General features: G+C 63.8%; 20 protein-coding genes, 5 tRNA genes and 1 pseudogene. 21 read left to right on the top strand and 5 right to left on the bottom strand.

Translation table 11 applies throughout. The features are described from left to right. The first annotated feature begins 129 nt into the window (after nucleotides 1-129). From JVX91_RS24630 to JVX91_RS24595, 8 genes are all read left to right on the top strand, one after another. Nucleotides 130-729 (top strand): FMN-dependent NADH-azoreductase, encoded by a 600-nt coding sequence (locus JVX91_RS24630; protein ID WP_205336690.1) that lies wholly within the window; start codon nucleotides 130-132, stop codon nucleotides 727-729. Between the two features lie 222 nt (nucleotides 730-951). Further along, entirely contained in the window at nucleotides 952-1236 is a 285-nt protein-coding gene (gene ihfB / locus JVX91_RS24625) for an integration host factor subunit beta (RefSeq protein WP_003091441.1), read from the top strand. Between the two features lie 33 nt (nucleotides 1237-1269). After that, nucleotides 1270-1575: a LapA family protein gene (locus JVX91_RS24620; RefSeq protein WP_205336689.1), complete on the top strand. Its 306-nt coding sequence runs from the start codon at nucleotides 1270-1272 to the stop codon at nucleotides 1573-1575. Between the two features lie 118 nt (nucleotides 1576-1693). Beyond that, a complete protein-coding gene (locus JVX91_RS24615) occupies nucleotides 1694-2716 on the top strand; it encodes a tetratricopeptide repeat protein (protein WP_240201662.1) in 1023 nt (340 codons plus the stop codon). A gap of 57 nt (nucleotides 2717-2773) precedes the next feature. Then, entirely contained in the window at nucleotides 2774-3736 is a 963-nt protein-coding gene (locus JVX91_RS24610) for an SDR family oxidoreductase (protein ID WP_205336687.1), read from the top strand. Continuing rightward, nucleotides 3733-4758 (top strand): glycosyltransferase family 4 protein, encoded by a 1026-nt coding sequence (locus JVX91_RS24605; RefSeq protein WP_205336686.1) that lies wholly within the window; start codon nucleotides 3733-3735, stop codon nucleotides 4756-4758. The genes JVX91_RS24610 and JVX91_RS24605 overlap by 4 nt, the downstream gene beginning before the upstream one ends. 73 nt (nucleotides 4759-4831) lie before the next feature. Then, nucleotides 4832-6820 carry a nucleoside-diphosphate sugar epimerase/dehydratase gene (locus tag JVX91_RS24600; protein ID WP_205336685.1) on the top strand — a complete coding sequence of 663 codons (1989 nt, stop codon included), beginning with the start codon at nucleotides 4832-4834 and terminating at the stop codon, nucleotides 6818-6820. Nucleotides 6821-7010: 190 nt separating this feature from the next. Then, nucleotides 7011-7358, top strand: coding sequence for a ComEA family DNA-binding protein (locus JVX91_RS24595; RefSeq protein ID WP_205336684.1), 348 nt, complete (start codon nucleotides 7011-7013; stop codon nucleotides 7356-7358). A 139-nt stretch (nucleotides 7359-7497) separates the two neighbouring features. On the opposite strand, the gene JVX91_RS24590 is transcribed toward JVX91_RS24595, so the two are convergent. Then, a tRNA-Asn gene (locus tag JVX91_RS24590) sits at nucleotides 7498-7573 on the bottom strand. Nucleotides 7574-7643: 70 nt separating this feature from the next. Next, nucleotides 7644-8840 (bottom strand): amino acid aminotransferase, encoded by a 1197-nt coding sequence (locus tag JVX91_RS24585; RefSeq protein WP_205336683.1) that lies wholly within the window; start codon nucleotides 8838-8840, stop codon nucleotides 7644-7646. A gap of 242 nt (nucleotides 8841-9082) precedes the next feature. Here JVX91_RS24585 and uvrB point away from each other — a divergent pair. After that, a pseudogene (uvrB, locus tag JVX91_RS24580) lies at nucleotides 9083-11042 on the top strand (excinuclease ABC subunit UvrB). Between the two features lie 187 nt (nucleotides 11043-11229). Here uvrB and JVX91_RS24575 read toward each other — a convergent pair. Both JVX91_RS24575 and JVX91_RS24570 read right to left on the bottom strand, forming a co-directional pair. After that, nucleotides 11230-12729, bottom strand: a complete 1500-nt coding sequence (locus JVX91_RS24575; protein WP_205340096.1) for an MDR family MFS transporter — start codon at nucleotides 12727-12729, stop codon at nucleotides 11230-11232. A gap of 49 nt (nucleotides 12730-12778) precedes the next feature. Then, complete coding sequence (locus JVX91_RS24570) at nucleotides 12779-13813, bottom strand: HlyD family secretion protein (protein WP_205336682.1); 1035 nt, start codon at nucleotides 13811-13813, stop codon at nucleotides 12779-12781. Nucleotides 13814-13923: 110 nt separating this feature from the next. Here JVX91_RS24570 and JVX91_RS24565 point away from each other — a divergent pair, with 110 nt between their 5' ends. The 11 genes from JVX91_RS24565 (at nucleotide 13924) to JVX91_RS24515 (ending at nucleotide 20998) form a co-directional block, all read left to right on the top strand. After that, nucleotides 13924-14844: a LysR family transcriptional regulator gene (locus JVX91_RS24565; protein ID WP_205336681.1), complete on the top strand. Its 921-nt coding sequence runs from the start codon at nucleotides 13924-13926 to the stop codon at nucleotides 14842-14844. 61 nt (nucleotides 14845-14905) lie between these two features. Then, nucleotides 14906-16390 carry a glutamate--tRNA ligase gene (gene gltX / locus JVX91_RS24560; protein WP_205336680.1) on the top strand — a complete coding sequence of 495 codons (1485 nt, stop codon included), beginning with the start codon at nucleotides 14906-14908 and terminating at the stop codon, nucleotides 16388-16390. 281 nt (nucleotides 16391-16671) lie between these two features. Continuing rightward, nucleotides 16672-16747, top strand: a tRNA-Ala gene (locus JVX91_RS24555). A 52-nt stretch (nucleotides 16748-16799) separates the two neighbouring features. Further along, nucleotides 16800-16875, top strand: a tRNA-Glu gene (locus JVX91_RS24550). 44 nt (nucleotides 16876-16919) lie between these two features. Further along, a tRNA-Ala gene (locus JVX91_RS24545) sits at nucleotides 16920-16995 on the top strand. A 58-nt stretch (nucleotides 16996-17053) separates the two neighbouring features. Beyond that, nucleotides 17054-17129: transfer RNA gene (locus tag JVX91_RS24540), tRNA-Glu, on the top strand. 167 nt (nucleotides 17130-17296) lie between these two features. Next, nucleotides 17297-17836 carry a TetR/AcrR family transcriptional regulator gene (locus tag JVX91_RS24535; protein WP_205336679.1) on the top strand — a complete coding sequence of 180 codons (540 nt, stop codon included), beginning with the start codon at nucleotides 17297-17299 and terminating at the stop codon, nucleotides 17834-17836. A gap of 14 nt (nucleotides 17837-17850) precedes the next feature. Further along, nucleotides 17851-18690 (top strand): alpha/beta fold hydrolase, encoded by an 840-nt coding sequence (locus JVX91_RS24530; RefSeq protein ID WP_205336678.1) that lies wholly within the window; start codon nucleotides 17851-17853, stop codon nucleotides 18688-18690. Nucleotides 18691-18857: 167 nt separating this feature from the next. Continuing rightward, nucleotides 18858-19508 carry a bifunctional 4-hydroxy-2-oxoglutarate aldolase/2-dehydro-3-deoxy-phosphogluconate aldolase gene (locus JVX91_RS24525; RefSeq protein ID WP_205336677.1) on the top strand — a complete coding sequence of 217 codons (651 nt, stop codon included), beginning with the start codon at nucleotides 18858-18860 and terminating at the stop codon, nucleotides 19506-19508. Next, on the top strand, nucleotides 19505-19960 hold the full coding sequence (locus tag JVX91_RS24520) for a thioesterase family protein (protein ID WP_205336676.1): 456 nt from the start codon (nucleotides 19505-19507) through the stop codon (nucleotides 19958-19960). The genes JVX91_RS24525 and JVX91_RS24520 overlap by 4 nt, the downstream gene beginning before the upstream one ends. Nucleotides 19961-20038: 78 nt before the next feature. Further along, on the top strand, nucleotides 20039-20998 hold the full coding sequence (locus JVX91_RS24515) for a tRNA-dihydrouridine synthase (RefSeq protein ID WP_205336675.1): 960 nt from the start codon (nucleotides 20039-20041) through the stop codon (nucleotides 20996-20998). A 122-nt stretch (nucleotides 20999-21120) separates the two neighbouring features. Here the strand turns inward: JVX91_RS24515 and JVX91_RS24510 are convergent, their stop codons facing one another. Continuing rightward, nucleotides 21121-21867: an SDR family oxidoreductase gene (locus JVX91_RS24510; protein ID WP_205336674.1), complete on the bottom strand. Its 747-nt coding sequence runs from the start codon at nucleotides 21865-21867 to the stop codon at nucleotides 21121-21123. A gap of 148 nt (nucleotides 21868-22015) precedes the next feature. On the opposite strand from JVX91_RS24510, the gene JVX91_RS24505 reads away from it, so the two are divergent. Continuing rightward, the gene (locus JVX91_RS24505; protein WP_152224675.1) at nucleotides 22016-22462 is read left to right on the top strand and encodes an Hsp20 family protein; all 447 of its coding nucleotides are present in this window, start codon (nucleotides 22016-22018) and stop codon (nucleotides 22460-22462) included. The last annotated feature ends 44 nt before the right edge of the window (nucleotides 22463-22506 follow it).

Genomic DNA, 22506 nt, shown 5'->3' with positions numbered 1-22506 from the left:
CTAGAAGTTGTCTCGCTGAAAATCAATTTATTCGATAGTTAGTAGCGATTTTTTCTGCTTTTTAATCGATTTAGTCATCTCTAGGATGACCTCCATCGACACAGTCAATGACCGATGGAGGTCCAGTCCATGTCCCGCGTTCTCGTCATCGAAAGCAGTGCCCGCCAGGATGGTTCCGTTTCTCGCCAACTGACCCGCGATTTCATCGCCCAGTGGCAGGCCGCGCACCCGGCCGATGAGATCCAGGTCCGCGACCTGGCCGTCGAGCAGGTGCCGCACCTGGATGCCAATCTGCTGGGCGGCTGGATGAAGCCGGCGCAGGAGCACAGCGACATCGAGCGTGCCGCGCTGGAGCGCTCCAACCTCCTGACCGCCGAGCTGCAAGCCGCCGACGTGCTGGTGCTCGCGGCTCCCATGTACAACTTCGCCATTCCCAGCACCCTGAAATCCTGGCTCGACCACGTGCTGCGCGCCGGCGTCACCTTCAAGTACACCGAGTCCGGCCCGCAAGGCATGCTGACCGGCAAGCGCGCCTTCGTCCTGACCAGTCGCGGCGGCGTCTACGCGGGCGGCGCGCTGGACCATCAGGAACCCTACCTGCGCCAGGCGCTGGGCTTCGTGGGCATCCACGACGTGACGTTCATCCACGCCGAAGGCCTGAACATGGGGGCCGAGTTCGCCGAGAAGGGCCTCGCCAAGGCCAAGGCGCAACTCGCCGCCGTCGCCTGATCCGATTCTGCCTTGCGCGCCCTCCGCTCCTGGGCGCGACCGTGGCCGATCTCCAGCCCCCGGAGATCGGCCATTTTTTATTCAGCGTAGAGCTGGAGCGGTTTCGAGGTGCCGCTGTTGGCAGCTGTCAAGCACATCTTCCCGTTCGGGCTGTTCAAAGCATGATCAGCATGCTAAAAGAACCTAGAGCTGATCTAGCCGCTTGAAAAAGAAGGGAAAACCATGACCAAGTCGGAGTTGATCGAGAGAATCGTCACCCATCAGGGGCAGCTTTCCGCGAAGGACGTGGAGCTGGCGATCAAGACCATGCTTGAGCAAATGTCCCAGGCTCTGGCGACGGGGGATCGCATCGAAATCCGCGGGTTCGGCAGCTTCTCTCTGCACTACCGTGCCCCTCGCGTCGGGCGCAATCCGAAGACCGGTGAGTCCGTGCGCCTGGACGGCAAGTTCGTCCCGCACTTCAAACCCGGCAAGGAGTTGCGCGACCGCGTCAACGAGCCCGAGTAACCCCGGGGTATCCGTCTTCAAGAAGGAGTGTCCATGCTTCGGGCAAAACGTTTTCTGCTGATCCTGGCGCTGGTCGTTCTGGCCGCGGTCGTCGTGGTTTTCGTCTTGGAAAACCTGCAGCCGACACAGCTCACTTTCCTTGGCTGGCAGTCGCCGCAATGGCCGCTGGTGCTGTTCATCTCCCTTGCCTTCGTCGTCGGCGGTGCGATCGGCCTGCTGTTGAGCATTCCCTTCCGCGCACGGACACATGTCCGCATGACCGGGCTGCGCTCCGAAGTCACCCGTTTCCGCAAGGAGAATGACGCGCTGCGTGAGAAGTCGCTGACGGATCATGCCTAGCGTTATCGCCACGCTGTTCTTCTTCTGCGCCCTGGCCATCGGTTGGTGGTTGGGGCGTCGTTCGCTTTCCCGCAGCGAACCGGCGCCGGAGTCGACACTCCGGGCCCGCGTCCACAGCATGCACAACCTGCTGGAGCGACATTCCGACGATGCCCTGGAGAGCCTCTCCCAAGGGCTGGTGGTCAGTCCGGAAACCCTCGAAAGCCACCTGCACGTCGGCAATCTGTTCCGCCGTCGTGGCGACATCGAGAAAGCCATCCACATTCACCAGGACCTGCTCGGTCGTGCGGGCGAGGATGGCTCGCTGGTCGCGCAAATGCGCCTCGAATTGGCGCGTGACTACATTGCCGGCGGCCTGCTCGGCAGTGCCGAGGAACTGCTGGATGAGCTGACCCGGCAGGGCGACGAGCCCATTTCCCTCGAAGCCCTGGACGAACAGCGGCTGATCTGCGAGCGCGAGAAGAATTGGTCGCGGGCCATCGAGCTCGCGGCCCGGCTGGTACCGAGCCGTCCGGAGCTGAGCGCCGCCCTGGCCAACTATTACTGCGAACTGGCCCAGGAAAAGCGCAAGACCGGGGATCGCAGCGCCATGCAGGAGCTGCTTCGCGAAGCCCGTCGGGTCGATAAGCGCTGCGTACGCGCGTTGCTCATGCGACTGGATTGCGAGTTGTGGCGCCAGGACCATGCGGCAGCTGTTGCCACGATTAGCGAACTGGCTCGGGACGCCAAGGCGTTCGTCGGTGAGATCGTCCCGCTGTTGCGGCGCCATGACAGCCTTGTTCAGCCTGAGGTGCTGGAGCACCTGCGTGAACTTGCCGGGCGTGAAGAGGTGCCGCCGGCCATCCTGGCCATGCTGGCGGAAGTCGAGACGCCTGGGGAAATGAACTGGCGCGGCAGCCTGTTGGAGCGGGTGGAGCAGCATCCCTCATGGCAAGGCGTGGGCGAATACCTGGAGCTCGTTGACGCTGAAAGCGACAAAAGCTCGGCTGTGGGAAAAATTGCTCCAATAATCATCGGTTTGTATAAGACAATGCCGCGCTATCGGTGCGGCAAGTGCGGATTCGCCGGCCGCGAACTGCACTGGCAATGTCCCAGCTGCCACGCCTGGAACGCATTGCGGCCGGTCATTGCGCCGCTTTAGCGAATCCGCTCGACAACATGGAAGACGCCGCTGGCGTCAGGTTCTGCAGGTACTGGATTGAAGGTTCTATTGACTGGCGCGACAGGTTTTGTCGGTCGAGGCTTGCTGGCGCGCTTGTGCCAGGAAAGGGGCATGCAGGTTCGAGCCGCCGTGCGCAGTGCAGACGTTGCACTGCCTGAGACGGTCGACGTCGTCCATATCGAGGGGCTGAGCGCAGCGCAGTCCTGGTCGGCTGCCCTGCTGGGCGTCGACGTGGTGATCCACGCCGCCGCGCGCGTGCATGTGATGGAAGAGCAGGCCGCCGATCCATTGGCCGCGTTCCGGGCGGTGAATGTCGAGGCTACGCGCAGCCTGGCATTGCAGGCCGCGGCGAGTGGGGTGAAGCGCTTCGTCTTCGTCAGTTCGATCAAGGTCAACGGCGAGGAAACCGCACCGGGCCGGCCATTCACCGCCGATGACGTTCCCCATCCCCAGGACCCTTACGGACAATCCAAGCTCGAAGCCGAACAGGCGCTGTTCGCCATCTCCGAACAGACCGGCCTCGAAGTGGTCGTGGTCCGTCCTCCGCTGGTCTACGGACCGGGCGTGAAGGCCAATTTCGCCAGTCTGATGGGCGCATTGAGACGTCGCCTGCCGCTGCCGTTCGCGTCCATCGACAATCGGCGCAGCCTGGTGGCTCGGGATAATCTCGTCGACCTGCTGCTGCACTGCACGCGACATCCGGCGGCGGCCGGGCAGGTGTTCCTGGTGAGCGATGGCGAGGACCTGTCGACCGCGCAGTTGTGCCTTGGCCTGAGCCGTGCGCTGGGCGTGCGTCCGCGCTTGCTGGCGGTACCGCCATGGATGTTGCGCCTGCTCGGGCGCATCACCGGTCGTAGCCAGCAGGTCCAGCGCTTGCTCGGCTCGCTGCAGGTGGACATCGCGAAAACCCGTGGCTTGCTGGAGTGGACGCCACCGGTGGGCGTCGAGCAGGCCCTGCGGGACACCGTCGGGTGCTCGGACCGGGAAGTGCATCGATGAGCATGGGTATCCTCCTTGTTGCCGTATTCGTGGCGTCCTGGGCGATGACCGCCGGCGTGCGGCGGTATGCGCTGGCGCGAAGCATCATGGATGTTCCCAATGCCCGCAGCTCACACCAGATTCCCACGCCTCGCGGCGGCGGCGTCGCCATCGTGCTCGGATTCCTCGGCTGCCTGCCCCTGGCTGGCGTACTCGGCGCGGTGGATGGGCGTGCGTTGTTGGCTCTGCTGCCGGCCGGTGCCTGGATCGCTGCCATTGGCTTCATCGACGACCATCGTCATATTCCGGCGCGCTGGCGCCTGCTGGGACACTTTGTCGGCGCCGGCTGGTTGCTCTATTGGCTGGGCGGACTTCCGGCGTTGCCAACGCCTCTGGGCACCTTTGATCTGGGCCTGGTTGGCGATGGCCTTGCGCTGGTATTCCTCGTCTGGCTGCTGAACCTCTATAACTTCATGGATGGCATCGACGGCATCGCCAGCCTCGAGGCCATCAGCGTCTGCATCGGCGGGGCGCTCTGTTGCTGGCTGGCCGGCGCCGGCCAGTTGATGTGGCTTCCGTTGTCACTCGGCATGGCGACTGCGGGTTTTCTGGTGTGGAATTTCCCCCCGGCGCGCATTTTCATGGGCGACGCGGGTAGCGGCTTCCTCGGGCTGATGCTGGGCGGGCTGGCGGTGCAGGCGGCAATGGTCAGCCCGCAGTTGATCTGGGGCTGGTTGATCCTGATGGGGGTGTTCGTGGTGGATGCCACCTTCACCCTGGTGCATCGCTTGCTGCGGGGCGAGCGTGTCTACGAAGCGCACCGCAGCCATGCCTACCAGCGTGCCTCGCGGCGTTATCGGAGTCATTTGCGGGTCACGCTGGCAGTCGTCGCGATCAATCTGTTCTGGCTGATGCCGCTGGCTGCGTTGGCGAGTCTGGGGAAAGTTTCCGGTTTGTTGGCACTGATTGTGGCCTATGCTCCGTTGGTGCTTGTCGTAGCTCATCTGGGTGCGGGTCGTCCGGATGAACAGAATGTGAGCTGAACTCCAGCGGATATGGTGGTCAATGTAGCGGGAGGGTTGGATTTTCCCCGCTCCGGATTAAGGACAAGCGCAGATGCTCCGAGAACGCCTTTTGAGGCTTCCGAGACGATACAAGCGGCTTTTGCAGGTCGCCACAGACATCACCCTGGTGTGGTTCTCCCTCTGGCTGGCGTTCATCGTGCGTCTGGGCGCGGACGACCTGGTCTATCCGTTGCGCGTGCACAGCTGGCTGTTCGCCACCGCGCCGGTAGTGGCCATCCCGCTGTTCATCCGTTTCGGCATGTACAGGGCGGTCATGCGCTATCTGGGCAACGACGCGCTGATCGCGATCTGGAAGGCCGTCACGGTCTCGGCGTTGCTGCTGTCGCTGGTGGTCTACTGGAATCGCTCGGTCACCGAGGCGGTTCCCCGTTCGCTGGTGCTGAACTACTGGTGGCTCAGCCTGCTGATGATCGGTGGGCTGCGTCTGGCCATGCGGCAATATTTCATGGGCGGCTGGTACAGCGCCGTCCAGGCGATGCCTTTCCTCAAGCAGCAGGACGGCCTGCCGAAGGTGGCTGTCTACGGCGCCGGCTCCGCCGGTAACCAGCTGGTCGCCGCGCTGCGCCTGGGGCGGGCGATGCGTCCGGTCGCATTCATCGATGACGATGACGAGATCGCCAACCGGGTGATCGCCGGCCTGCGAGTGTTCAAGCCCAAGCACCTGCAGCAGATGATCGACGAAACCGGTGCGCAGGAAGTGCTGCTGGCGGTTCCGTCCGCCACCCGCTCGCGCCGTCGCGAGATTCTCGGTCTGCTCGAACCCTATCCGGTCCATGTGCGAAGCGTTCCGGGCTTCATCGACCTAGCCAACGGCCGGGTGCGCGTGGATGACATCCAGGAAGTCGACATCGCCGACCTGCTCGGCCGCGACCCTGTGGAGCCGCGCAAGGAACTGATCGAGCACTGCATCCGCGGTGAAGTGGTGATGGTGACGGGAGCGGGCGGTTCCATTGGCTCGGAGCTCTGTCGCCAGATCCTCGGCTCGACGCCGACCGTCGTGGTCCTGTTCGAACACAGCGAATACAACCTGTACCGCGTGCATCAGGAGCTGGAGAACCGCATCAAGCGTGAATCCCTGCCGGTGCAACTGGTGCCCATCCTCGGGTCGGTGCGCGATCCGGAGCGCCTGCTGGATGTCATGCGTACCTGGAAGGTTGCCACCGTCTACCACGCGGCCGCCTACAAGCATGTGCCCATCGTCGAGCACAACATCTCCGAAGGCGTCCTGAACAACGTCATCGGCACCCTGCACACCGCGCAGGTAGCGGTACAGGCTGGTGTGCAGCATTTCGTGCTGATTTCCACTGACAAGGCGGTGCGTCCGACCAATGTGATGGGCAGCACCAAGCGGCTGGCGGAGATGATCCTGCAAGCGCTGAGCCAGGAGTCCGCGCCGGTGCTGTTTGGCGACAAGTCGGGAGTCCATCAGGTCAACAAGACCCGCTTCACCATGGTGCGCTTCGGCAATGTGCTTGGTTCTTCCGGCTCGGTGATCCCGTTGTTCCGCGAGCAGATCAAGCGCGGCGGACCGGTGACAGTGACCCATCCGGGCATCACTCGTTACTTCATGACCATTCCCGAGGCGGCCCAACTGGTTATCCAGGCGGGCTCCATGGGGCGCGGCGGCGATGTGTTCGTGCTGGACATGGGGCAGCCGGTGAAGATTCTCGAACTGGCCGAGCGGATGATCCACCTCTCGGGCCTGAGCGTTCGCTCCGACCGCACGCCGCATGGCGATATTTCCATCGAGTTCAGTGGCCTGCGTCCGGGCGAGAAGCTGTACGAAGAGCTGCTCATCGGCGACAACGTCAGTGCCACCGAGCACCCGATGATCATGAAGGCCAATGAAGAGCTGATGCCCTGGGAGGGGTTCAAGCTGGTACTGGCCGACCTGCTGAAGGCGGTGGACCAGGGCAATTACGCACGGGTGCGCCAGCTGCTGCGCGAAACGGTCAGTGGCTATTGCCCGGAAGGCGAAATCGTCGACCTGATACACCAGCAGCGGCGGATGGAGCCCTGACGGCCGGCTCCTAGCAGGCGCCGCAATTGCTGCATCTGCAAGCGTTGTAAGTCCTTTCCGGGCACTTTGTCGGCGGCAGCGGAAATTGCCGCCGACTCGTTAAACTCCCATTTTCATGGACTCTCCTGACGATATGTTTCCCAGGCGGCGCAATCGCGACCGCCCAGAAACCCAAATCAAGGACTGATTCATGAAAAAAAGCCTGCTTTCCATTGCAAGCATGATCCTGCTGGCGAGCCTCTCGTTCGGAGGTATCGCTCAGGCGGCTACCAACACCGAGCCGGCTGTGAAGCCTGCAGCCGAGGCGTCCGCTCCGACCGCGAAAGCGTCTTCCTCGCAGGAGGAGGCGGTGAACATCAACACTGCGTCCGTCGAAGAGTTGCAGAAATCGTTGAAGGGGATCGGCAAGGTCAAGGCCCAGGCGATCGTCGATTACCGCGCGGCCAATGGCCCCTTCGCCACGATCGATCAACTGCTGGAAGTGAAGGGCATCGGCAAGGCCACCCTGGAGAAGAACCGCGACCGGATTACGCTCTAAGGGTGCTTCTGGTAATCAGAGAAGCCGGTCATTGACCGGCTTTTTCTTTTGCGCTGGATGGCGCGCCTGGCCTTTGCGGCCTGTGGGATTTCGGCGGCGCAAAGAAAAAGCCCCCGGCATATGCCGAGGGCTTTGAATTTGGCTCCGCGACCTGGACTCGAACCAGGGACCCAATGATTAACAGTCATTTGCTCTACCGACTGAGCTATCGCGGAACAACGGTGCGTATCTTACTGATTAAAAAGGGGAAGTCAACATTCTGAAATGCGACCTCCCGCTTATTTTTTACAACACCTGGACGATGGCGCGAGTGACGGTGTCCAGGTTGCCGTTGTTCAGCGCGGCGACGCAGATACGGCCGGTGCCTACAGCATAGATACCGAACTCGTTCTTCAGGCGCTCAACCTGCTCGGCGGTCAGGCCGGAGTAGGAGAACATGCCGCGCTGCTGGGCTACGAAGCCGAAATCGCGCTTGGCGCCCTGGGCAGCCAGTTGTTCGACCATGGCCACGCGCATGGCGCGGATGCGGGTGCGCATTTCGCCCAGTTCTTCTTCCCAGACCGAGCGCAGTTCCGGGCTGTTCAGCACGGATGCAACGACGCTGGCGCCGTGGGTCGGCGGGTTGGAGTAGTTGGTGCGGATCACGCGCTTGACCTGGGACAGGACGCGGGCCGACTCTTCGCGGCTGTCGGTCACGACCGACAGGGCGCCAACGCGCTCGCCGTACAGCGAGAACGACTTGGAGAAGGAGCTGGAGACGAAGAAGTTCAGGCCGGACTGGGCGAACAGGCGCACAGCGGAGGCGTCTTCGTCGATGCCGTCGCCGAAGCCCTGGTAGGCGATGTCCAGGAACGGCACGTGGCCCTTGGCTTTCAGCACGTCCAGAACCTGTTTCCAGTCGTCCATGGTCAGGTCGACGCCGGTCGGGTTGTGGCAGCAGGCGTGCAGCACCACGATGGACTGCGAGGGCAGGGCGTTGAGGTCTTCCAGCAGGCCGGCACGGTTCACGCCGTGGGTGGCGGCGTCGTAGTAGCGGTAGTTCTGCACCGGGAAGCCGGCAGCTTCGAACAGCGCGCGGTGGTTTTCCCAGCTCGGGTCGCTGATGGCGACGGTGGCGTTGGGCAGCAGGCGCTTGAGGAAGTCGGCGCCGGTTTTCAGCGCGCCGGTGCCGCCGACGGCCTGGGTGGTCACGACGCGGCCTTCGGCCAGCAGCTCGGAATCAGCACCGAACAGCAGTTTCTGTACGCCCGAATCGTAGGCGGCGATGCCTTCGATCGGCAGGTAGCCGCGCGGGGCGTGAGCCTCGATGCGGGCCTTCTCCGCGGCCTGTACGGCGCGCAGCAACGGGAGGCGACCTTCCTCGTTGTAGTACACGCCCACGCCCAGGTTGATCTTGCCCGGACGGGTATCGGCGTTGAAAGCTTCGTTCAGGCCCAGGATCGGGTCGCGAGGGGCCATTTCGACAGCGGAGAACAGACTCATTTTGGCAGCAGCTCTAAGGCGGGAGTGAAGTGCAATTGCATACCCCCCCGCACACGGCGCTGGGGGATGCGTCGACGGGCCGGTATTATATAGGCCTCTATGGCAGGCGGCGAGTTGATCGCGCATGCTTTCGACTGGTAAGACGCTTTAGCGACCGAAGCGTCACACGCCAACGCGAGGTTCCCATGTCGTTATTCCAGCTGGATTCGCGCTTCAAGCCCGCCGGTGATCAGCCAGAAGCCATCCGACAGATGGTTGAAGGGCTGGAAGCGGGCCTGTCGCATCAGACGCTGTTGGGGGGTGACCGGCTCCGGCAAGACCTTCAGCATCGCCAACGTCATTTCCCAGGTGCAGCGCCCGACCATGGTGCTGGCGCCGAACAAGACGCTGGCCGCGCAGCTTTATGGCGAGTTCAAGACGTTCTTCCCGAACAACGCTGTGGAGTATTTCGTTTCCTACTACGACTACTACCAGCCCGAGGCCTATGTGCCGTCCTCGGACACCTACATCGAGAAAGATTCCTCGATCAACGACCACATCGAGCAGATGCGGCTGTCTGCGACCAAGGCGTTGCTGGAGCGCGAGGACGCGATCATCGTCTGCACCGTGTCGTCGATCTACGGCCTGGGCGACCCGGCGTCCTACCTGAAGATGGTTCTGCACCTGGACCGCGGCGACAAGATGGACCAGCGCGAACTGCTGCGCCGGCTGACCAGCCTGCAGTACACCCGCAATGACATGGACTTCGCCCGCGCCACCTTCCGCGTGCGCGGCGACGTGATCGATATCTTCCCGGCGGAATCGGACCTTGAGGCCATCCGCGTCGAGCTGTTCGACGACGAGGTGGAGAACATCGCCGCCTTCGATCCGCTGACCGGCGAGGTGCTCACCAAGCTGCCGCGCTTCACCTTCTATCCCAAGAGCCACTACGTGACCCCGCGTGAAACGCTGCTCGAAGCGGTGGAGCACATCAAGGCGGAGCTGAAGGTGCGCCTGGAGTACCTGCGCAACAACAACAAGCTGGTGGAAGCCCAGCGCCTGGAGCAGCGCACCCGCTTCGACCTGGAGATGATCCTCGAACTGGGTTACTGCAACGGCATCGAGAACTACTCGCGCTACCTCTCCGGGCGTGGCCCCGGCGAGCCGCCGCCGACGCTCTACGACTACCTGCCGGCCAACTCGCTGCTGGTGATCGACGAGTCCCACGTCAGCGTTCCCCAGGTCGGCGCCATGTACAAGGGCGACCGTTCGCGCAAGGAAACCCTCGTGGAATACGGCTTCCGTCTGCCCTCGGCGCTGGACAACCGCCCGCTGCGCTTCGAGGAATGGGAGGCGATCAGTCCGCAGACCATCTTCGTTTCCGCGACTCCCGGCCCTTATGAGGACCAGCATGCCGGCCGAGTGATCGAGCAGGTGGTGCGTCCCACCGGCCTGGTCGACCCGGAAGTGGAAATCCGCCCGGCGACCACCCAGGTGGATGACCTGCTCTCGGAAATCCGCAAGCGCGTGGCGGTCGATCAGCGCGTGCTGGTCACCACCCTGACCAAGCGCATGGCCGAGGACCTCACCGACTATCTGGGTGACCACGACGTGCGCGTGCGCTACCTGCACTCGGACATCGACACCGTGGAGCGGGTGGAAATCATCCGCGACCTGCGCCTGGGCAAGTTCGATGTGCTGGTGGGGATCAACCTGCTGCGCGAAGGCCTGGACATGCCCGAAGTGGCGCTGGTGGCGATCCTCGATGCGGACAAGGAAGGCTTCCTGCGCTCCGAGCGCTCGTTGATCCAGACCATCGGCCGCGCCGCGCGGAACCTGCACGGCAAGGCGATCCTCTACGCCGACAACATGACCGGCTCGATGCAGCGGGCGATCAACGAGACCGAGCGCCGCCGCACCAAGCAGATGGCCTTCAACGAAGCGAACGGCATCGTGCCCAAGGGCGTTACCAAGGACATCAAGGACATCCTTGAAGGCGCCGTGGTGCCGGGCGCCAAGGGCAAGCGCCGCAGCCTGGCGAAAGTGGCGGAGGAGAGCGGCCGCTACGACAACGAGCCGCGTACGCCGGACGAGATCGGCAAGCGCATCAAGCAGCTGGAGGAGCGCATGTACCAGTTGGCCCGCGACCTGGAGTTCGAGGCCGCAGCGGGTGTGCGCGACGAGATCGGCAAGTTGCGCGACCGCATCGTATCGATGGGCTGATCGGTCAAGGAGCGCCCTCTCCCTTCAGGGAGAGGGGACTGTCTCGAGTGCTCTTGGATTTCGGTGCTCGCCGGCTTGGTTTGCATTAACCGAAACGCCGAGCAGCTCCCTCTCCCTTCGGAGCGGGGCTCGCAGCCAGGGCGGGGGAGAGGTGCTTTGAGATGGCAGGGGACTTGTGCTCCTGCTCTTAGTGCGCCCCGGCTCCCGCGCCAGCCCCCATGCCCGCCGGCAGCGGGCGCGTCAGCAGTACCGCCACCATGCTGACTGCCAGCACGATGCCGATGGCATGGAAGGCGTCGTTGTAGGCCATGATTGCCGCCTGCTGGTGGACGATCTCGCTGATCTTGCCCAGCGCGGCCTGCTGCGTTCCCAGCTGCGAAGTCAGCTGTGCCAGGCGCTCATCCACGGCGCCGTTCACCGGCACCACCGCTTCGCGCAGGTAGTCGTAGTAGACCTTGGCGCGGCTATCCAGCAACGTCGCCAGCAGCGCAATGCCAATGGCGCCGCCCAGGTTGCGCAGGATGTTGAACAGGCTGGAAGCCGAGCCCGCATCCTGCGGCTGCAGGTAGACCGTGGCGATGAGAGAGATGGTGACCATCACCATCGGCTGGCCGAGGGCGCGCAGCAGCTGGATCTGGTTGAACTGCGGTCCGGCGAAGTCCGGGTTGAGCACGCCGGAGAAGAAGCTCGCCATGCCGAACAGGCCGAAGCCCACGGCGCAGAGGAGGCGCGGCTCGATGATCTTCATCAACTTGGGAATCAGCGGAATGAGGAACAGCTGCGGCACGCCCATCCACATGATCACTTCGCCGATCTGCATGGCGTTGTAGCCCTGGATCTGCGCGAGATAGAGCGGCAGCACGTAGATCGAACCGTACAGTCCCATCCCCAGGCCGATGCTGGAAATGCTCGACAGCCCGAAGTTGCGGTTGCGCAGGATGCCCAGGTTGATCAGCGGATTCGGCCGTGACGTCTGCAGGATCACGAAGAGGATCAGGCTGACTAGAGCAATGCTGCCCAGGCTGACGATCAGGTTCGATTCCAGCCAGTCCTTGCGGTGGCCCTCTTCCAGGAATACCTGCAGGCAGCCCAGGCCGATGGCCATGGTGACGATGCCGGCGTAGTCGGTGCTTTTCAGCAGTTCCCAGTGCGGCGGCTTCTTCTCCAGGCCGTAGAGCAGCCCGGCGATCATCAACAGGCCTGGTGGGATGTTGATGTAGAAGATGTATTCCCAGCCGAAGTTCTCGGTCAGCCAGCCGCCCAGCGTCGGGCCGATGGAGGGCGCGAAGGTGGCGGTGATGGCGAACAGCGCCATGCCCTTGGGGCGGTGGTGTTCCGGCAGCTTGATCAGCGCCAGGGTGAAGGCCAGCGGAATCAGCGCACCGCCGGTGAAGCCCTGCATGGCGCGGAACACGATCATGCTCTCCAGGTTCCAGGCGAACGAGCAGAGCAGCGAGGAAAACAGAAACCCGACCGAGATCATCCACGCCAGCCGGCGTGCCGAGAGCAGCTGCACCAGCCAGGCGGTGAGCGGGATCATGATGATTTCTGCCACCAGGTAGGAGGTGGAGATCCACGAGCCTTCCTCCAGAGTCGCGGCCAGTGCGCCCTGGATGTCCTTCAGCGAGGAGTTGGTGATCTGGATGTCGAGGACCGCCATGAAGGCGCCGAGCATGGCGCTGAACACGGCGATCCAGTCGCGGCGGGTCGGTTCCCCGACCGGCCGCACCAGGGCATCAGCGGACACGCAGCTCGACCTCGGCCTCGACGGACATGCCCGGGCGGATCAGGCCCTTGAGCGGGTTGTCGTCGGCGAAGGTGATCTTGACCGGAATACGCTGCACGACCTTGGTGAAGTTGCCGGTGGCGTTGTCTGGCGGCAACAGGCTGAACTGTGCGCCGGAGGCGGCGAACAAGCTCTGTAGCTGGCCCTCGATGGGCTGGTCGGGGAAGGAGTCGAACACTAGCTTGGCGGTCTGGCCGGGGCGCATCTTGCCGATCTGGGTTTCCTTGAAGTTGGCCTGGACCCAGATGCCGTCGTCCGGCACCAGCGACAGCAATGGGCTGCCGACCTGCACGTATTGGCCGACGCGGGCGCCGCGCTGGCCGACCAGGCCGCTGACCGGCGCGTGAATCTCGGTGCGGGCGAGATTGATCTCGGCCTGGGCGATATCGGCGCGGGCGCTCTCGATCTGTGCTTGCAGGCGCTGGACGTCGGTGCCCAGGGTTTCGCGCTGTACGCGCTGGGCCTGCAGATCAGCCTGGGCCTTGGCGACCTGGGAGCGCGCGACGTTGGAGTCGGCGGCCAGGGTGGTGACGCGTTCTTCCGACACATAGCCGGGCTTGCGCAGTGCCTGGGCGCGACCGAGATCGACTTCGGTGCGGCCAAGGGTGGCCTGGCTGGCATTCACGTCGGCCGCGCTGGCCGCGATCATGCTGGTCTGGCCCTTGAGCTTGCTGCGCGCCTGCTCCAATTCCGCCTCGCGGGTGGCCAGGGTGGCCTTGGCGCGGTCCAGGGCGAGCTGGAAGTCAGCGGCTTCCAGTTTCACCAGCAACTGGCCTTTCTCCACGTGCTGGTTGTCCTGCACCAGAACCTCGTCGACGCGGGCGCCGAGCTGGCTGGCGATGCGGGTGATCTCGCCCTGCACGTAGGCATTGTCGGTGGTCTCGACGAAGCGGCCGATGAAGTACCAGCGCGCCAGGAAGGCGAGGGCGACCACGGCGAGGATGACGAAGAACACGGTCAGGCGGCGTTGTAATTGTGCGGGCATAGGTAAACGAGCGTTTGGTTGGCCAAAAAAATGTTTGCCAATGTAACAGTGTTCCGTGGCGGCACGTAGCCGCTACACTTCGGAAACTTTGTTGCTTATAGGGAACAATCATGGGGCTGGATGATGCGCTGATCTTCACTCGCGTCGTGGAGCTGCACAGTTTTACCCAGGCGGCGCAAAGCCTGGGCATGCAGAAATCGACGGTGAGCCGGCGTATCGCCCTGCTGGAAGAGCGCCTGGGCGTGCGGCTGATCAACCGCACGACGCGCAAGCTGCGCCTGACCGAGGTGGGCCAGGCGTATTACGACCGCTGCCGGCAGATCATGCATGACTTCGCCGAGGCCGAGCAGGCGGTGATGCAGCTGCAGCAGGCGCCGTCGGGATTGTTGCGGATCACCGCGCCCATCGAGTTCGGCCAGATGTACCTGGCCAAGGTGCTGGGCGACTTCATGAACCTTTATCCGCAGATCACTGCCGAGGTTGAACTCACTTCGCGCAACGTCGATCCGCTGGAGGAAGGCGTGGATATCGTCATCATGGTCGGCCAGCCGGAGGACTCGACCCTGATCGCCCGACGCATGCTGACCACCAATCGCTGCCTGTGCGCCAGCCCGGACTACCTGGCGCTGCATGGCCGCCCGGAAACCGTCGAGGAACTGACCGGTCACCGTGCCGTGCTGTTACAGGCCGATTCCCAACGCTACTGGCCGCTGCGTGGGGAAACCGTGCCATGCCACCGGGTGCTGTCGTGCAATAACATCACCTTCGCCCGTGAAGCCGTGCTGGCAGGGGCGGGGATCGCCTCACTGCCGGAGCTGATCGTTGACGAGCAATTGGCCAGCGGCCGACTGGTGCGGGTGCTGCCGGAGACCCAGTTGCCGGTCGGCGAACTCTACGCGGTCTATCCGTCGCGGCGCTTCCAGGCGATGAAGGTGAAGGCTTTCCTCGATTTCCTGATCAACAACCTGCCCATCGATCCCGGTCGTTGGCTGGAGCCGAAGGCGGCCCGCCTGATACCATCGCATCCATGAGCGCGCGCGCCGTCGCGCGCTGTCCGCTTCACACGAAGAATTGCTGCACACGAGAGCCTTCATGACCACAGTCCGCACCCGTATCGCGCCGTCTCCCACCGGCGACCCGCACGTCGGCACCGCGTATATCGCGCTGTTCAACCTCTGCTTCGCCCGCCAGCATGGCGGTCAGTTCATTCTGCGCATCGAGGACACCGACCAGGTGCGTTCGACCCGCGAATCGGAACAGCAGATCTTCGACGCGCTGCGCTGGTTGGGCATCGAGTGGGACGAAGGCCCGGACGTCGGCGGCCCGCATGGCCCGTATCGCCAAAGCGAGCGTGGTGCCATCTATAAGCAGTACAGCGAAGAGTTGGTCGAGAAAGGCCACGCCTTCCCCTGCTTCTGCTCCTCCGAGCGCCTCGACGCGCTGCGTGCCGAGCAACAGGCGCGCAAGGAAACCCCGCGCTACGACGGCCATTGCATGCACCTCCCGAAGGAAGAGTCGGCCAAGCGCATCGCCGCCGGCGAATCCCACGTGGTGCGTATGAAGGTGCCGACCGAGGGTGTCTGCGTGGTGCCGGACATGCTCCGTGGTGACGTCGAAATCCCGTGGGACCGCATGGACATGCAGGTGCTGATGAAGGCTGACGGCCTGCCCACCTACTTCCTCGCCAACGTGGTCGACGACCACCTGATGGGCATCACCCACGTCCTGCGTGGCGAAGAGTGGCTGCCCTCGGCGCCCAAGCTGATCAAGCTGTACGAGTACTTCGGCTGGGAACAGCCGGTGCTCTGCTACATGCCGCTGCTGCGTAACCCGGACAAGAGCAAGCTGTCCAAGCGCAAGAACCCCACCTCCATCACCTTCTACGAGCGCATGGGCCTGCTGCCCCAGGCGCTGCTGAACTACCTCGGCCGCATGGGCTGGTCCATGCCCGACGAGCGCGAGAAGTTCAGCCTGGCGGAGATGATCGAGCACTTCGACCTGTCCCGCGTGTCCCTGGGCGGGCCGATCTTCGACATCGAGAAGCTCTCCTGGCTGAACGGCCAGTGGATTCGCGAGCTGTCCGTCGAGGACTTCGCGAAGGAAGTGCAGAAGTGGGCGCTCAACCCCGAGTACCTGATGAAGATCGCCCCGCACGTGCAAGGCCGCGTGGAAAACTTCAGCCAGATCGCTCCGCTGGCCGGCTTCTTCTTCAGCGGCGGCGTGCAGCTGGACGCCAAGCTGTTCGAACACAAGAAGCTCGATGCCACCCAGGTTCGCCAGGTGCTGCAACTGGTGCTGTGGAAGCTCGAAGCGCTGCGCCAGTGGGAAAAGGACCGCATCACCGCGACCATCCAGGCGGTGGCTGAGCATCTGGGTCTCAAGCTGCGTGACGTGATGCCGCTGATGTTCCCGGCCATCACCGGGCAGGCCAGCTCGGTATCGGTGCTCGACGCCATGGAAATCCTCGGCGCCGACCTGTCGCGCTATCGCCTGCGCCAGGCCCTGGAGCTGCTGGGCGGCGCGTCGAAGAAAGAAGCCAAGGAGTGGGAAAAGATCCGCGACGCCATTGGCTCGTGAGTTCTTTCCTACACTGAAAAAGGCCGGCCGCTGTGAAGCGTCCGGCCTTTTGCATGCCGGTGCCGGCCGCGCGGCGTGTGCCGGAGGAGGGCGGGGACGCTGCGGATTTTGCCGGGCGGAAACCAGGCCGGTCACATAAGTGATTGTTCTGTGGGAGAAAAAAATAATAAATCTGAAAAAATGTTGTTGACAGGGGTTCGCCTCACCCCTAAGATGCGCCCCGTTCCAGCGACGAACTGAATTGACAGAGCGAAGCGGAACGATAGATCCAGCGGTACTTTGGGGCTATAGCTCAGCTGGGAGAGCGCTTGCATGGCATGCAAGAGGTCGACGGTTCGATCCCGTCTAGCTCCACCAAATTACCAGTAAGACTTGCCTGTCCTGGCAAGTCCGAAATCGAAGGTTTTGCGTCCCCTTCGTCTAGTGGCCTAGGACACCGCCCTTTCACGGCGGTAACAGGGGTTCGAGTCCCCTAGGGGACGCCACTATTCCAGCGACGATGCGTTCGCGTCGTCAGCCAGAGTCATCTGGGGCTATAGCTCAGCTGGGAGAGCGCTTGCATGGCATGCAAGAGGTCGACGGTTCGATCCCGTCTAGCTCCACCAAATTCCCAATCGGGATGAAGCCAGAATCCACCGACCGGTGGGTTTCTTCGAAGGATATGTCCCCTTCGTCTAGTGGCCTAGGACACCGCCCTTTCACGGCGGTAACAGGGGTTCGAGTCCCCTAGGGGACGCCATTTTTATCGCTCTGCGATGCCTATAGGGCCACTGAGTTTTTCAGTGGCCCTTTTGTTTTTCTCCCTCCGAATAAATTCCCACCCGATCAACGGTCGCGCTTTTCGCTTGCTGATTTTTATTATGAGAATAATATTCTCTCCATAATATTTTTAGCGAGAGGCCCGTCATGAGCGACAAGAAAGCCCAGACCCGTGAACGCATCCTGTCTGCCGCCACCAGCGCATTGCTCCAGCGCGGGCCGGTGGGGCCCAGCGTGGGCGAGGTGATGTCGGCCGCAGGGCTGACTGTCGGTGGTTTCTACGCGCACTTCGAGAGCAAGGACGCGCTGATGCTGGAGGCGTTCCGCCAGTTGCTCGCCAAGCGCCGGGAAGGACTCAAGCGCTTCGATCCGCAATTGAGCTTCGCCGAGCGCCGTGCGCTCACCGCGCAGTTCTACCTGTCGCGCAAGCACCGCGACAGCGAGGACGAAGGCTGCCCGATCCCCAGCTCGCTGAACGAGGTGGCTAACCTGCCGGAGGCCTTCCGGCAGACCCTGGAAGAACATGTGGAGTTGATGGTCGCGGCATTGGCCGGGCGCCCGGAGGAGATCGACACGGTGCTCAGCGACATGGCCCTGATGATTGGTGGATTGGCGCTGGCCCGGGCTCTGGGTGATGGCGACCTGTCCGATCGTGTCTTGCGTGCCGCGAAGAAAGCGGTGATCTGAGGAGGGTGCGGAAAATGGGCAGTCTGAGCTGGATTCGTGGAATCAATGCCACCCTGGGGCGCGTTGCGCCGAAGTGGGCGGCGGAGCGCATGCGTCAGCTGTTCGTGACGCCGAATGAGTACGCGCCGCGCGATTGGGAACTGCCGTTGCTGGCCAGTTCCGAGCGTGTCACCTTGCGTTTCGGCCTTTCCGCGCTGCGCTGGGGGGAAGGTCCGGCGGTGCTGCTGATGCACGGCTGGGAAGGGCGGCCGACTCAGTTCGCCACCTTGATCGAGAAACTGGTGGGCGCCGGTTACGGCGTGATTGCCCTCGACGGACCCGGGCACGGTCGGTCGCCCGGCCAGGAGGCAGACATCGTGCTGTTCGCTCGCGCGCTGCTGGAGGCCGCTGGCGAGCTGCCGCCGCTGCGCGCAGTGATTGGCCATTCCATGGGCGGGGCCAGTGCGCTGTTGGCCACACAGATGGGCTTGCGCACCGAGACGTTGGTGACTGTCGGCGCCCCGAGCAACGTGCTCGGCGTCCTGCGAGGCTTCTCCAGGATGGTCGGGTTGCCGCCGGTGGCGCGCTCGCGGTTCATCCGCATGATCGAAAGGCGTGCGGGCATAGCGGCCAAGCAGTTGGACGTCGCGCACTACCAACTGGACTTTCCCGGCCTGGTGGTCCACGCCGAGGACGACAGGTACGTGCGGGTGAGCGAGTCCGCCGCCATTCACGAGGCCTGGCCGCGTAGTCGCCTTCTGCGCCTGCCTGCGGGCGGACATCATCGCGTGCTGGCGGACGCAGCGGTTACCGACGCAATCCTGCAACTGCTGGAAGAGGTCGAGGGGCCGTTCCCCCTGGCGCTGGCCTCCTGAGCCATTCACCAACCTGATAACGGCGGCTAAAAGCCGCCGTTATCGTTCCATGATGGCCCGTTGCGGGTCGTCAGGCCTGGCGGCCTGGCGTAGACTTTTGAGCATTTCCGGCCGCCCCGGCCTGGGCGCGAGGTCTTGCGCACGCGGGTGGCCGTTTGGGGGAACGCATGAGTCTGTCGATGGATTGGGTGTTGCAGCAGGCGCGCCCGGTCATGCCTGTGCTGGTGATCGATGATGTGGCGCTGGCGGGCGACCTTGCCCGCGCGCTCTACGATGGCGGCGTGAGGGTGCTGGAAGTCACGCTGCGCACGCCCCAGGCCCTGGATGCCGTCGCGGCGATCCGTCGCGAGCTGCCGGAGATGATCCTCGGCGCCGGCACCTTGATTCACACCGAGCAATTCCAGGAAGCCCGCGATGCCGGCGCGCAGTTCGCCGTCAGTCCCGGTTGCACACCGCGCCTGGTGGCTGCCGCGGAAGATGCGAAGATGCCCTTCCTGCCGGGCGTGATGACGCCTTCCGAAGTGCTGGTCGCGCTGGAGTATGGCTACCGCTCGCTGAAGCTCTTCCCTGCCGACGGCAACGCCGCGATCAAGATGCTCAAGAGCCTGAAGGCGCCGTTCGCCGGCATCCGCTTCTGCCCAACCGGCGGCATTACCCAGGAAAACCTGCTCAACGTCCTGCGCTTGCCCAATGTCGCCTGCGTTGGCGGCACCTGGATCGCACCGCCCAGCCTGGTACGCGCCCGCGCCTGGGATCAGATCACTCAACTGGCCAGCGAAGCACGCACGCTGGCCGCAAGCCTGGAGCATGCTTCATGAGTTGGCAGTTGCCCGACCCGTTCGTCATCGACATCGAGGTCAAGCCCGACGACATCGATGGCCTCGGCCACGCCAATAACGCGGTCTACGTCAGCTGGCTGGAGCGTTGCGCCTGGCGGCATTCGCAGAAACTCGGGCTGGACCTGGCCGAGTACCGCCGGCTGGACCGCGCCATGGCCGTGGTTCGTCACGAAGTGGACTACCTCGCCGCCGCCTACGAGGGCGACCAGTTGCAGCTGGCGACCTGGATCGTCGAGTCCGATCAGCGCCTGAAAATGACCCGTCACTTCCAGTTGGTGCGCCCCGCCGACGCCCTGACGCTGCTGCGCGCACAGACCACTTTCGTCTGCATCGAGCTTTCCACGGGCAAGCCCAAGCGCATGCCGGTGGAGTTCATCGAAGGCTATGGTCGTGCGCTGCTGCCCCCGGGCACCGTGGCCGCCGGCGCGTGATCCGTCGCGCCGCGCTTTTCCCGGCGCGGCGCATTCCCTACAATCCGCGGCCCCGCAATTGCCCGAGGCTCACTCGTCGTGCAGATCGCCCTGGCCCCGATGGAGGGGCTGGTAGATGACATCCTCCGCGATGTGCTGACCCGCGTCGGCGGCATCGACTGGTGCGTCACCGAATTCATCCGCATCAATGACCGGCTGCTGCCGCCATCGTCTTTCCTGGCGCTCGCCCCGGAACTGGCCCATGGCAGTCGCACCCGCGCCGGCGTGCCGATGCGCGTCCAACTGCTGGGCTCCGATCCGCAACTGCTGGCCGAGAACGCCGTGCAGGCCTGCGAGCTGGGCGCGCCGGTGATCGACCTCAACTTCGGTTGCCCGGCCAAGACGGTGAACCGGTCCCGTGGCGGCGCCGTGCTGCTGAAAGAGCCCGAGCTGATGTTCAGCATCATTGAAGCTGTGCGCCGCGCCGTTCCTGCGCACATCCCGGTGACCTCGAAGATGCGCCTGGGCTACGACAGCCCGGATGGTGCCATCGATTGCGCCCGCGCCCTGGCCGACGCCGGCTCTGCCCACGTGGTGGTGCACGCGCGGACCAAGGCGGACGGCTATAAGCCGCCGGCACATTGGGAGTGGGTGGCGAAAGTCGCCGAGGCAGTGAAGGTGCCGGTATTCGCCAATGGCGAAGTCTGGACTCTGGAGGATTACCATCGCTGCCGTTCCATCAGCGGCGTGGCGGACATCATGCTCGGTCGCGGGCTGGTTTCACGCCCCGATCTCGCCCGGCAGATCGCCGCTTGGCGCGACGGTCGCGAAGTGGTGCCGATGCCCTGGTCGGAAGTGCGCGTGCTGCTCGATGACTTCTGGCGCCAGGCCCGGCGCAAGCTGGCGCCGCGTTATGCGCCGGGCCGCCTGAAACAGTGGCTGGGTATGCTCACCCGCAGTTATCCCGAGGCCGTGGAGCTGTTCGCCCAGGTGCGCCGTGAGCATGACTGCGAAGTGCTGGATCGGATGCTGCAGGTCGAGATCAACGAAGCTGCTTGAGTCGAGACTGCTGATCTTTGTAGGAGCGGAGCTTCTCCGCGAAATCCCGGCGCAGCCGGGACGGATCATCAGCCGGCCTGGCGGCCGGATCGCGGATAAGATCCGCTCCTACAAAAATGCGGCTAGCGGCCGCCGCTGACGTCGACGAAACTGCCGGTGGAATAACTGGACTCGTCCGAGGCGAGGAACAGGATCGCCCGCGCCACTTCCTCCGCCTCGCCGCCCCGGCCCATCGGAATCGCCGATTGCAGGCGTTCCACGCGGCCTGGCTCGCCGCCGCTGGCGTGGATCTCGGTGTTGATCAGACCGGGGCGCACGGCGTTGACGCGGATACCTTCGCTCGCCACTTCCTTGGCCAGGCCGATGGTCAGGCTATCCACGGCGCCCTTGGCTGCTGCGTAGTCGATGTACTCGTTGGGCGAACCCAGGCGCGAGGCCATGGACGAGACGTTGACGATGCTCCCACCGTTGCCACCGTGCTTGCGCGCCATGCGTTTGATCGCCGCGCGGCAGCAGAGGAAGGTGCCGGTGACGTTCACCGCGAACACCCGCTGCAGGCGCCCCACGTCCATGTCTTCCAGGCGCATCTGGCGCTCGAGGATGCCGGCGTTGTTCACCAGCACGTCGAGTCGGCCGAAGGCATTGTCTACTTCACGGAAAAGTCGAAGCACATCTTCCTCGTCCGCCACATCGGCGGCGAAGGCGCGTGCCTTGCCGCCGGCCGCTGTAATTTGTGCGGCAAGCGATTGGGCGGCCTCGCGCTCGCGGCGGTAGTTGATCGCCACGGCGAAACCGCGCTCGGCGGCGAGCAGTGCGGTGGCGGCGCCGATGCCGCGACTCGCACCGGTGATCAGCATGACCTTGTCCATGGAAAATCGTCCTGTGGCGAACGGGGGCTTGAAATGGATTCGGGCAGCCCAATCTATGTCCCTGCGGGAGGCCGAAGACGGGTCCCGCACCGGAGTTCTGAAGTCAGGCTCCAGATCATACCTTGCTGAAAATATTCAGGAGATTCGCATGAGCAACGTCCTTTCCCTCGCCCCGCTGTTCCGCCAGTCCATCGGTTTCGATCGTTTCAACGATCTGTTCGAATCCGCCCTGCGCAGTGAAAGCGGCAGCTCCTATCCGCCCTACAACGTCGAGAAGCATGGTGACGACCAGTACCGCATCGTCATCGCCGCCGCCGGCCTGCAGGAGGAAGACCTGGAGCTGCAAGTGGAGCGCGGCGTGCTGACCGTCAATGGCGGCAAGCGCGAGAAGGCTTCCGAGAGCGTCACCTACCTGCACCAGGGCATCGCCCAGCGCGCCTTCAAGCTGTCGTTCCGCCTCGCCGATCACATCGAGGTCCAGGGTGCATCGCTGAAGAACGGCCTGTTGAGCGTCGAGCTGGTGCGTATCGTTCCGGAAGAAGCCAAGCCCAAGCGGATCGCCATCAACGGCCAGCGTCCGGCCATCGAAGGCTGAGCAGCCCCCCGGCGCTAGCCGGGTCGTAGCGGCAAAGCAAAACG

It is taken from the genome of Pseudomonas sp. PDNC002 (assembly GCF_016919445.1).
Classification (GTDB): domain Bacteria; phylum Pseudomonadota; class Gammaproteobacteria; order Pseudomonadales; family Pseudomonadaceae; genus Pseudomonas.
Note: the sequence above shows the minus strand (reverse complement) of the source record. Positions and strands in the feature narration are given on the sequence as shown.

What these genes read in the sequence shown, in the direction of transcription:
- JVX91_RS24630 (WP_205336690.1), top strand. Translation starts at nt 130, where the DNA reads ATGTCCCGCGTTCTCGTCATCGAAAGCAGTGCCCGCCAGGATGGTTCC.
- ihfB (WP_003091441.1), top strand. Translation starts at nt 952, where the DNA reads ATGACCAAGTCGGAGTTGATCGAGAGAATCGTCACCCATCAGGGGCAG.
- JVX91_RS24620 (WP_205336689.1), top strand. Translation starts at nt 1,270, where the DNA reads ATGCTTCGGGCAAAACGTTTTCTGCTGATCCTGGCGCTGGTCGTTCTG.
- JVX91_RS24615 (WP_240201662.1), top strand. Translation starts at nt 1,694, where the DNA reads ATGCACAACCTGCTGGAGCGACATTCCGACGATGCCCTGGAGAGCCTC.
- JVX91_RS24605 (WP_205336686.1), top strand. Translation starts at nt 3,733, where the DNA reads ATGAGCATGGGTATCCTCCTTGTTGCCGTATTCGTGGCGTCCTGGGCG.
- JVX91_RS24600 (WP_205336685.1), top strand. Translation starts at nt 4,832, where the DNA reads ATGCTCCGAGAACGCCTTTTGAGGCTTCCGAGACGATACAAGCGGCTT.
- JVX91_RS24595 (WP_205336684.1), top strand. Translation starts at nt 7,011, where the DNA reads ATGAAAAAAAGCCTGCTTTCCATTGCAAGCATGATCCTGCTGGCGAGC.
- JVX91_RS24585 (WP_205336683.1), bottom strand. Translation starts at nt 8,840, where the DNA reads ATGAGTCTGTTCTCCGCTGTCGAAATGGCCCCTCGCGACCCGATCCTG.
- JVX91_RS24570 (WP_205336682.1), bottom strand. Translation starts at nt 13,813, where the DNA reads ATGCCCGCACAATTACAACGCCGCCTGACCGTGTTCTTCGTCATCCTC.
- JVX91_RS24565 (WP_205336681.1), top strand. Translation starts at nt 13,924, where the DNA reads ATGGGGCTGGATGATGCGCTGATCTTCACTCGCGTCGTGGAGCTGCAC.
- gltX (WP_205336680.1), top strand. Translation starts at nt 14,906, where the DNA reads ATGACCACAGTCCGCACCCGTATCGCGCCGTCTCCCACCGGCGACCCG.
- JVX91_RS24535 (WP_205336679.1), top strand. Translation starts at nt 17,297, where the DNA reads ATGAGCGACAAGAAAGCCCAGACCCGTGAACGCATCCTGTCTGCCGCC.
- JVX91_RS24530 (WP_205336678.1), top strand. Translation starts at nt 17,851, where the DNA reads ATGGGCAGTCTGAGCTGGATTCGTGGAATCAATGCCACCCTGGGGCGC.
- JVX91_RS24525 (WP_205336677.1), top strand. Translation starts at nt 18,858, where the DNA reads ATGAGTCTGTCGATGGATTGGGTGTTGCAGCAGGCGCGCCCGGTCATG.
- JVX91_RS24520 (WP_205336676.1), top strand. Translation starts at nt 19,505, where the DNA reads ATGAGTTGGCAGTTGCCCGACCCGTTCGTCATCGACATCGAGGTCAAG.
- JVX91_RS24510 (WP_205336674.1), bottom strand. Translation starts at nt 21,867, where the DNA reads ATGGACAAGGTCATGCTGATCACCGGTGCGAGTCGCGGCATCGGCGCC.
- JVX91_RS24505 (WP_152224675.1), top strand. Translation starts at nt 22,016, where the DNA reads ATGAGCAACGTCCTTTCCCTCGCCCCGCTGTTCCGCCAGTCCATCGGT.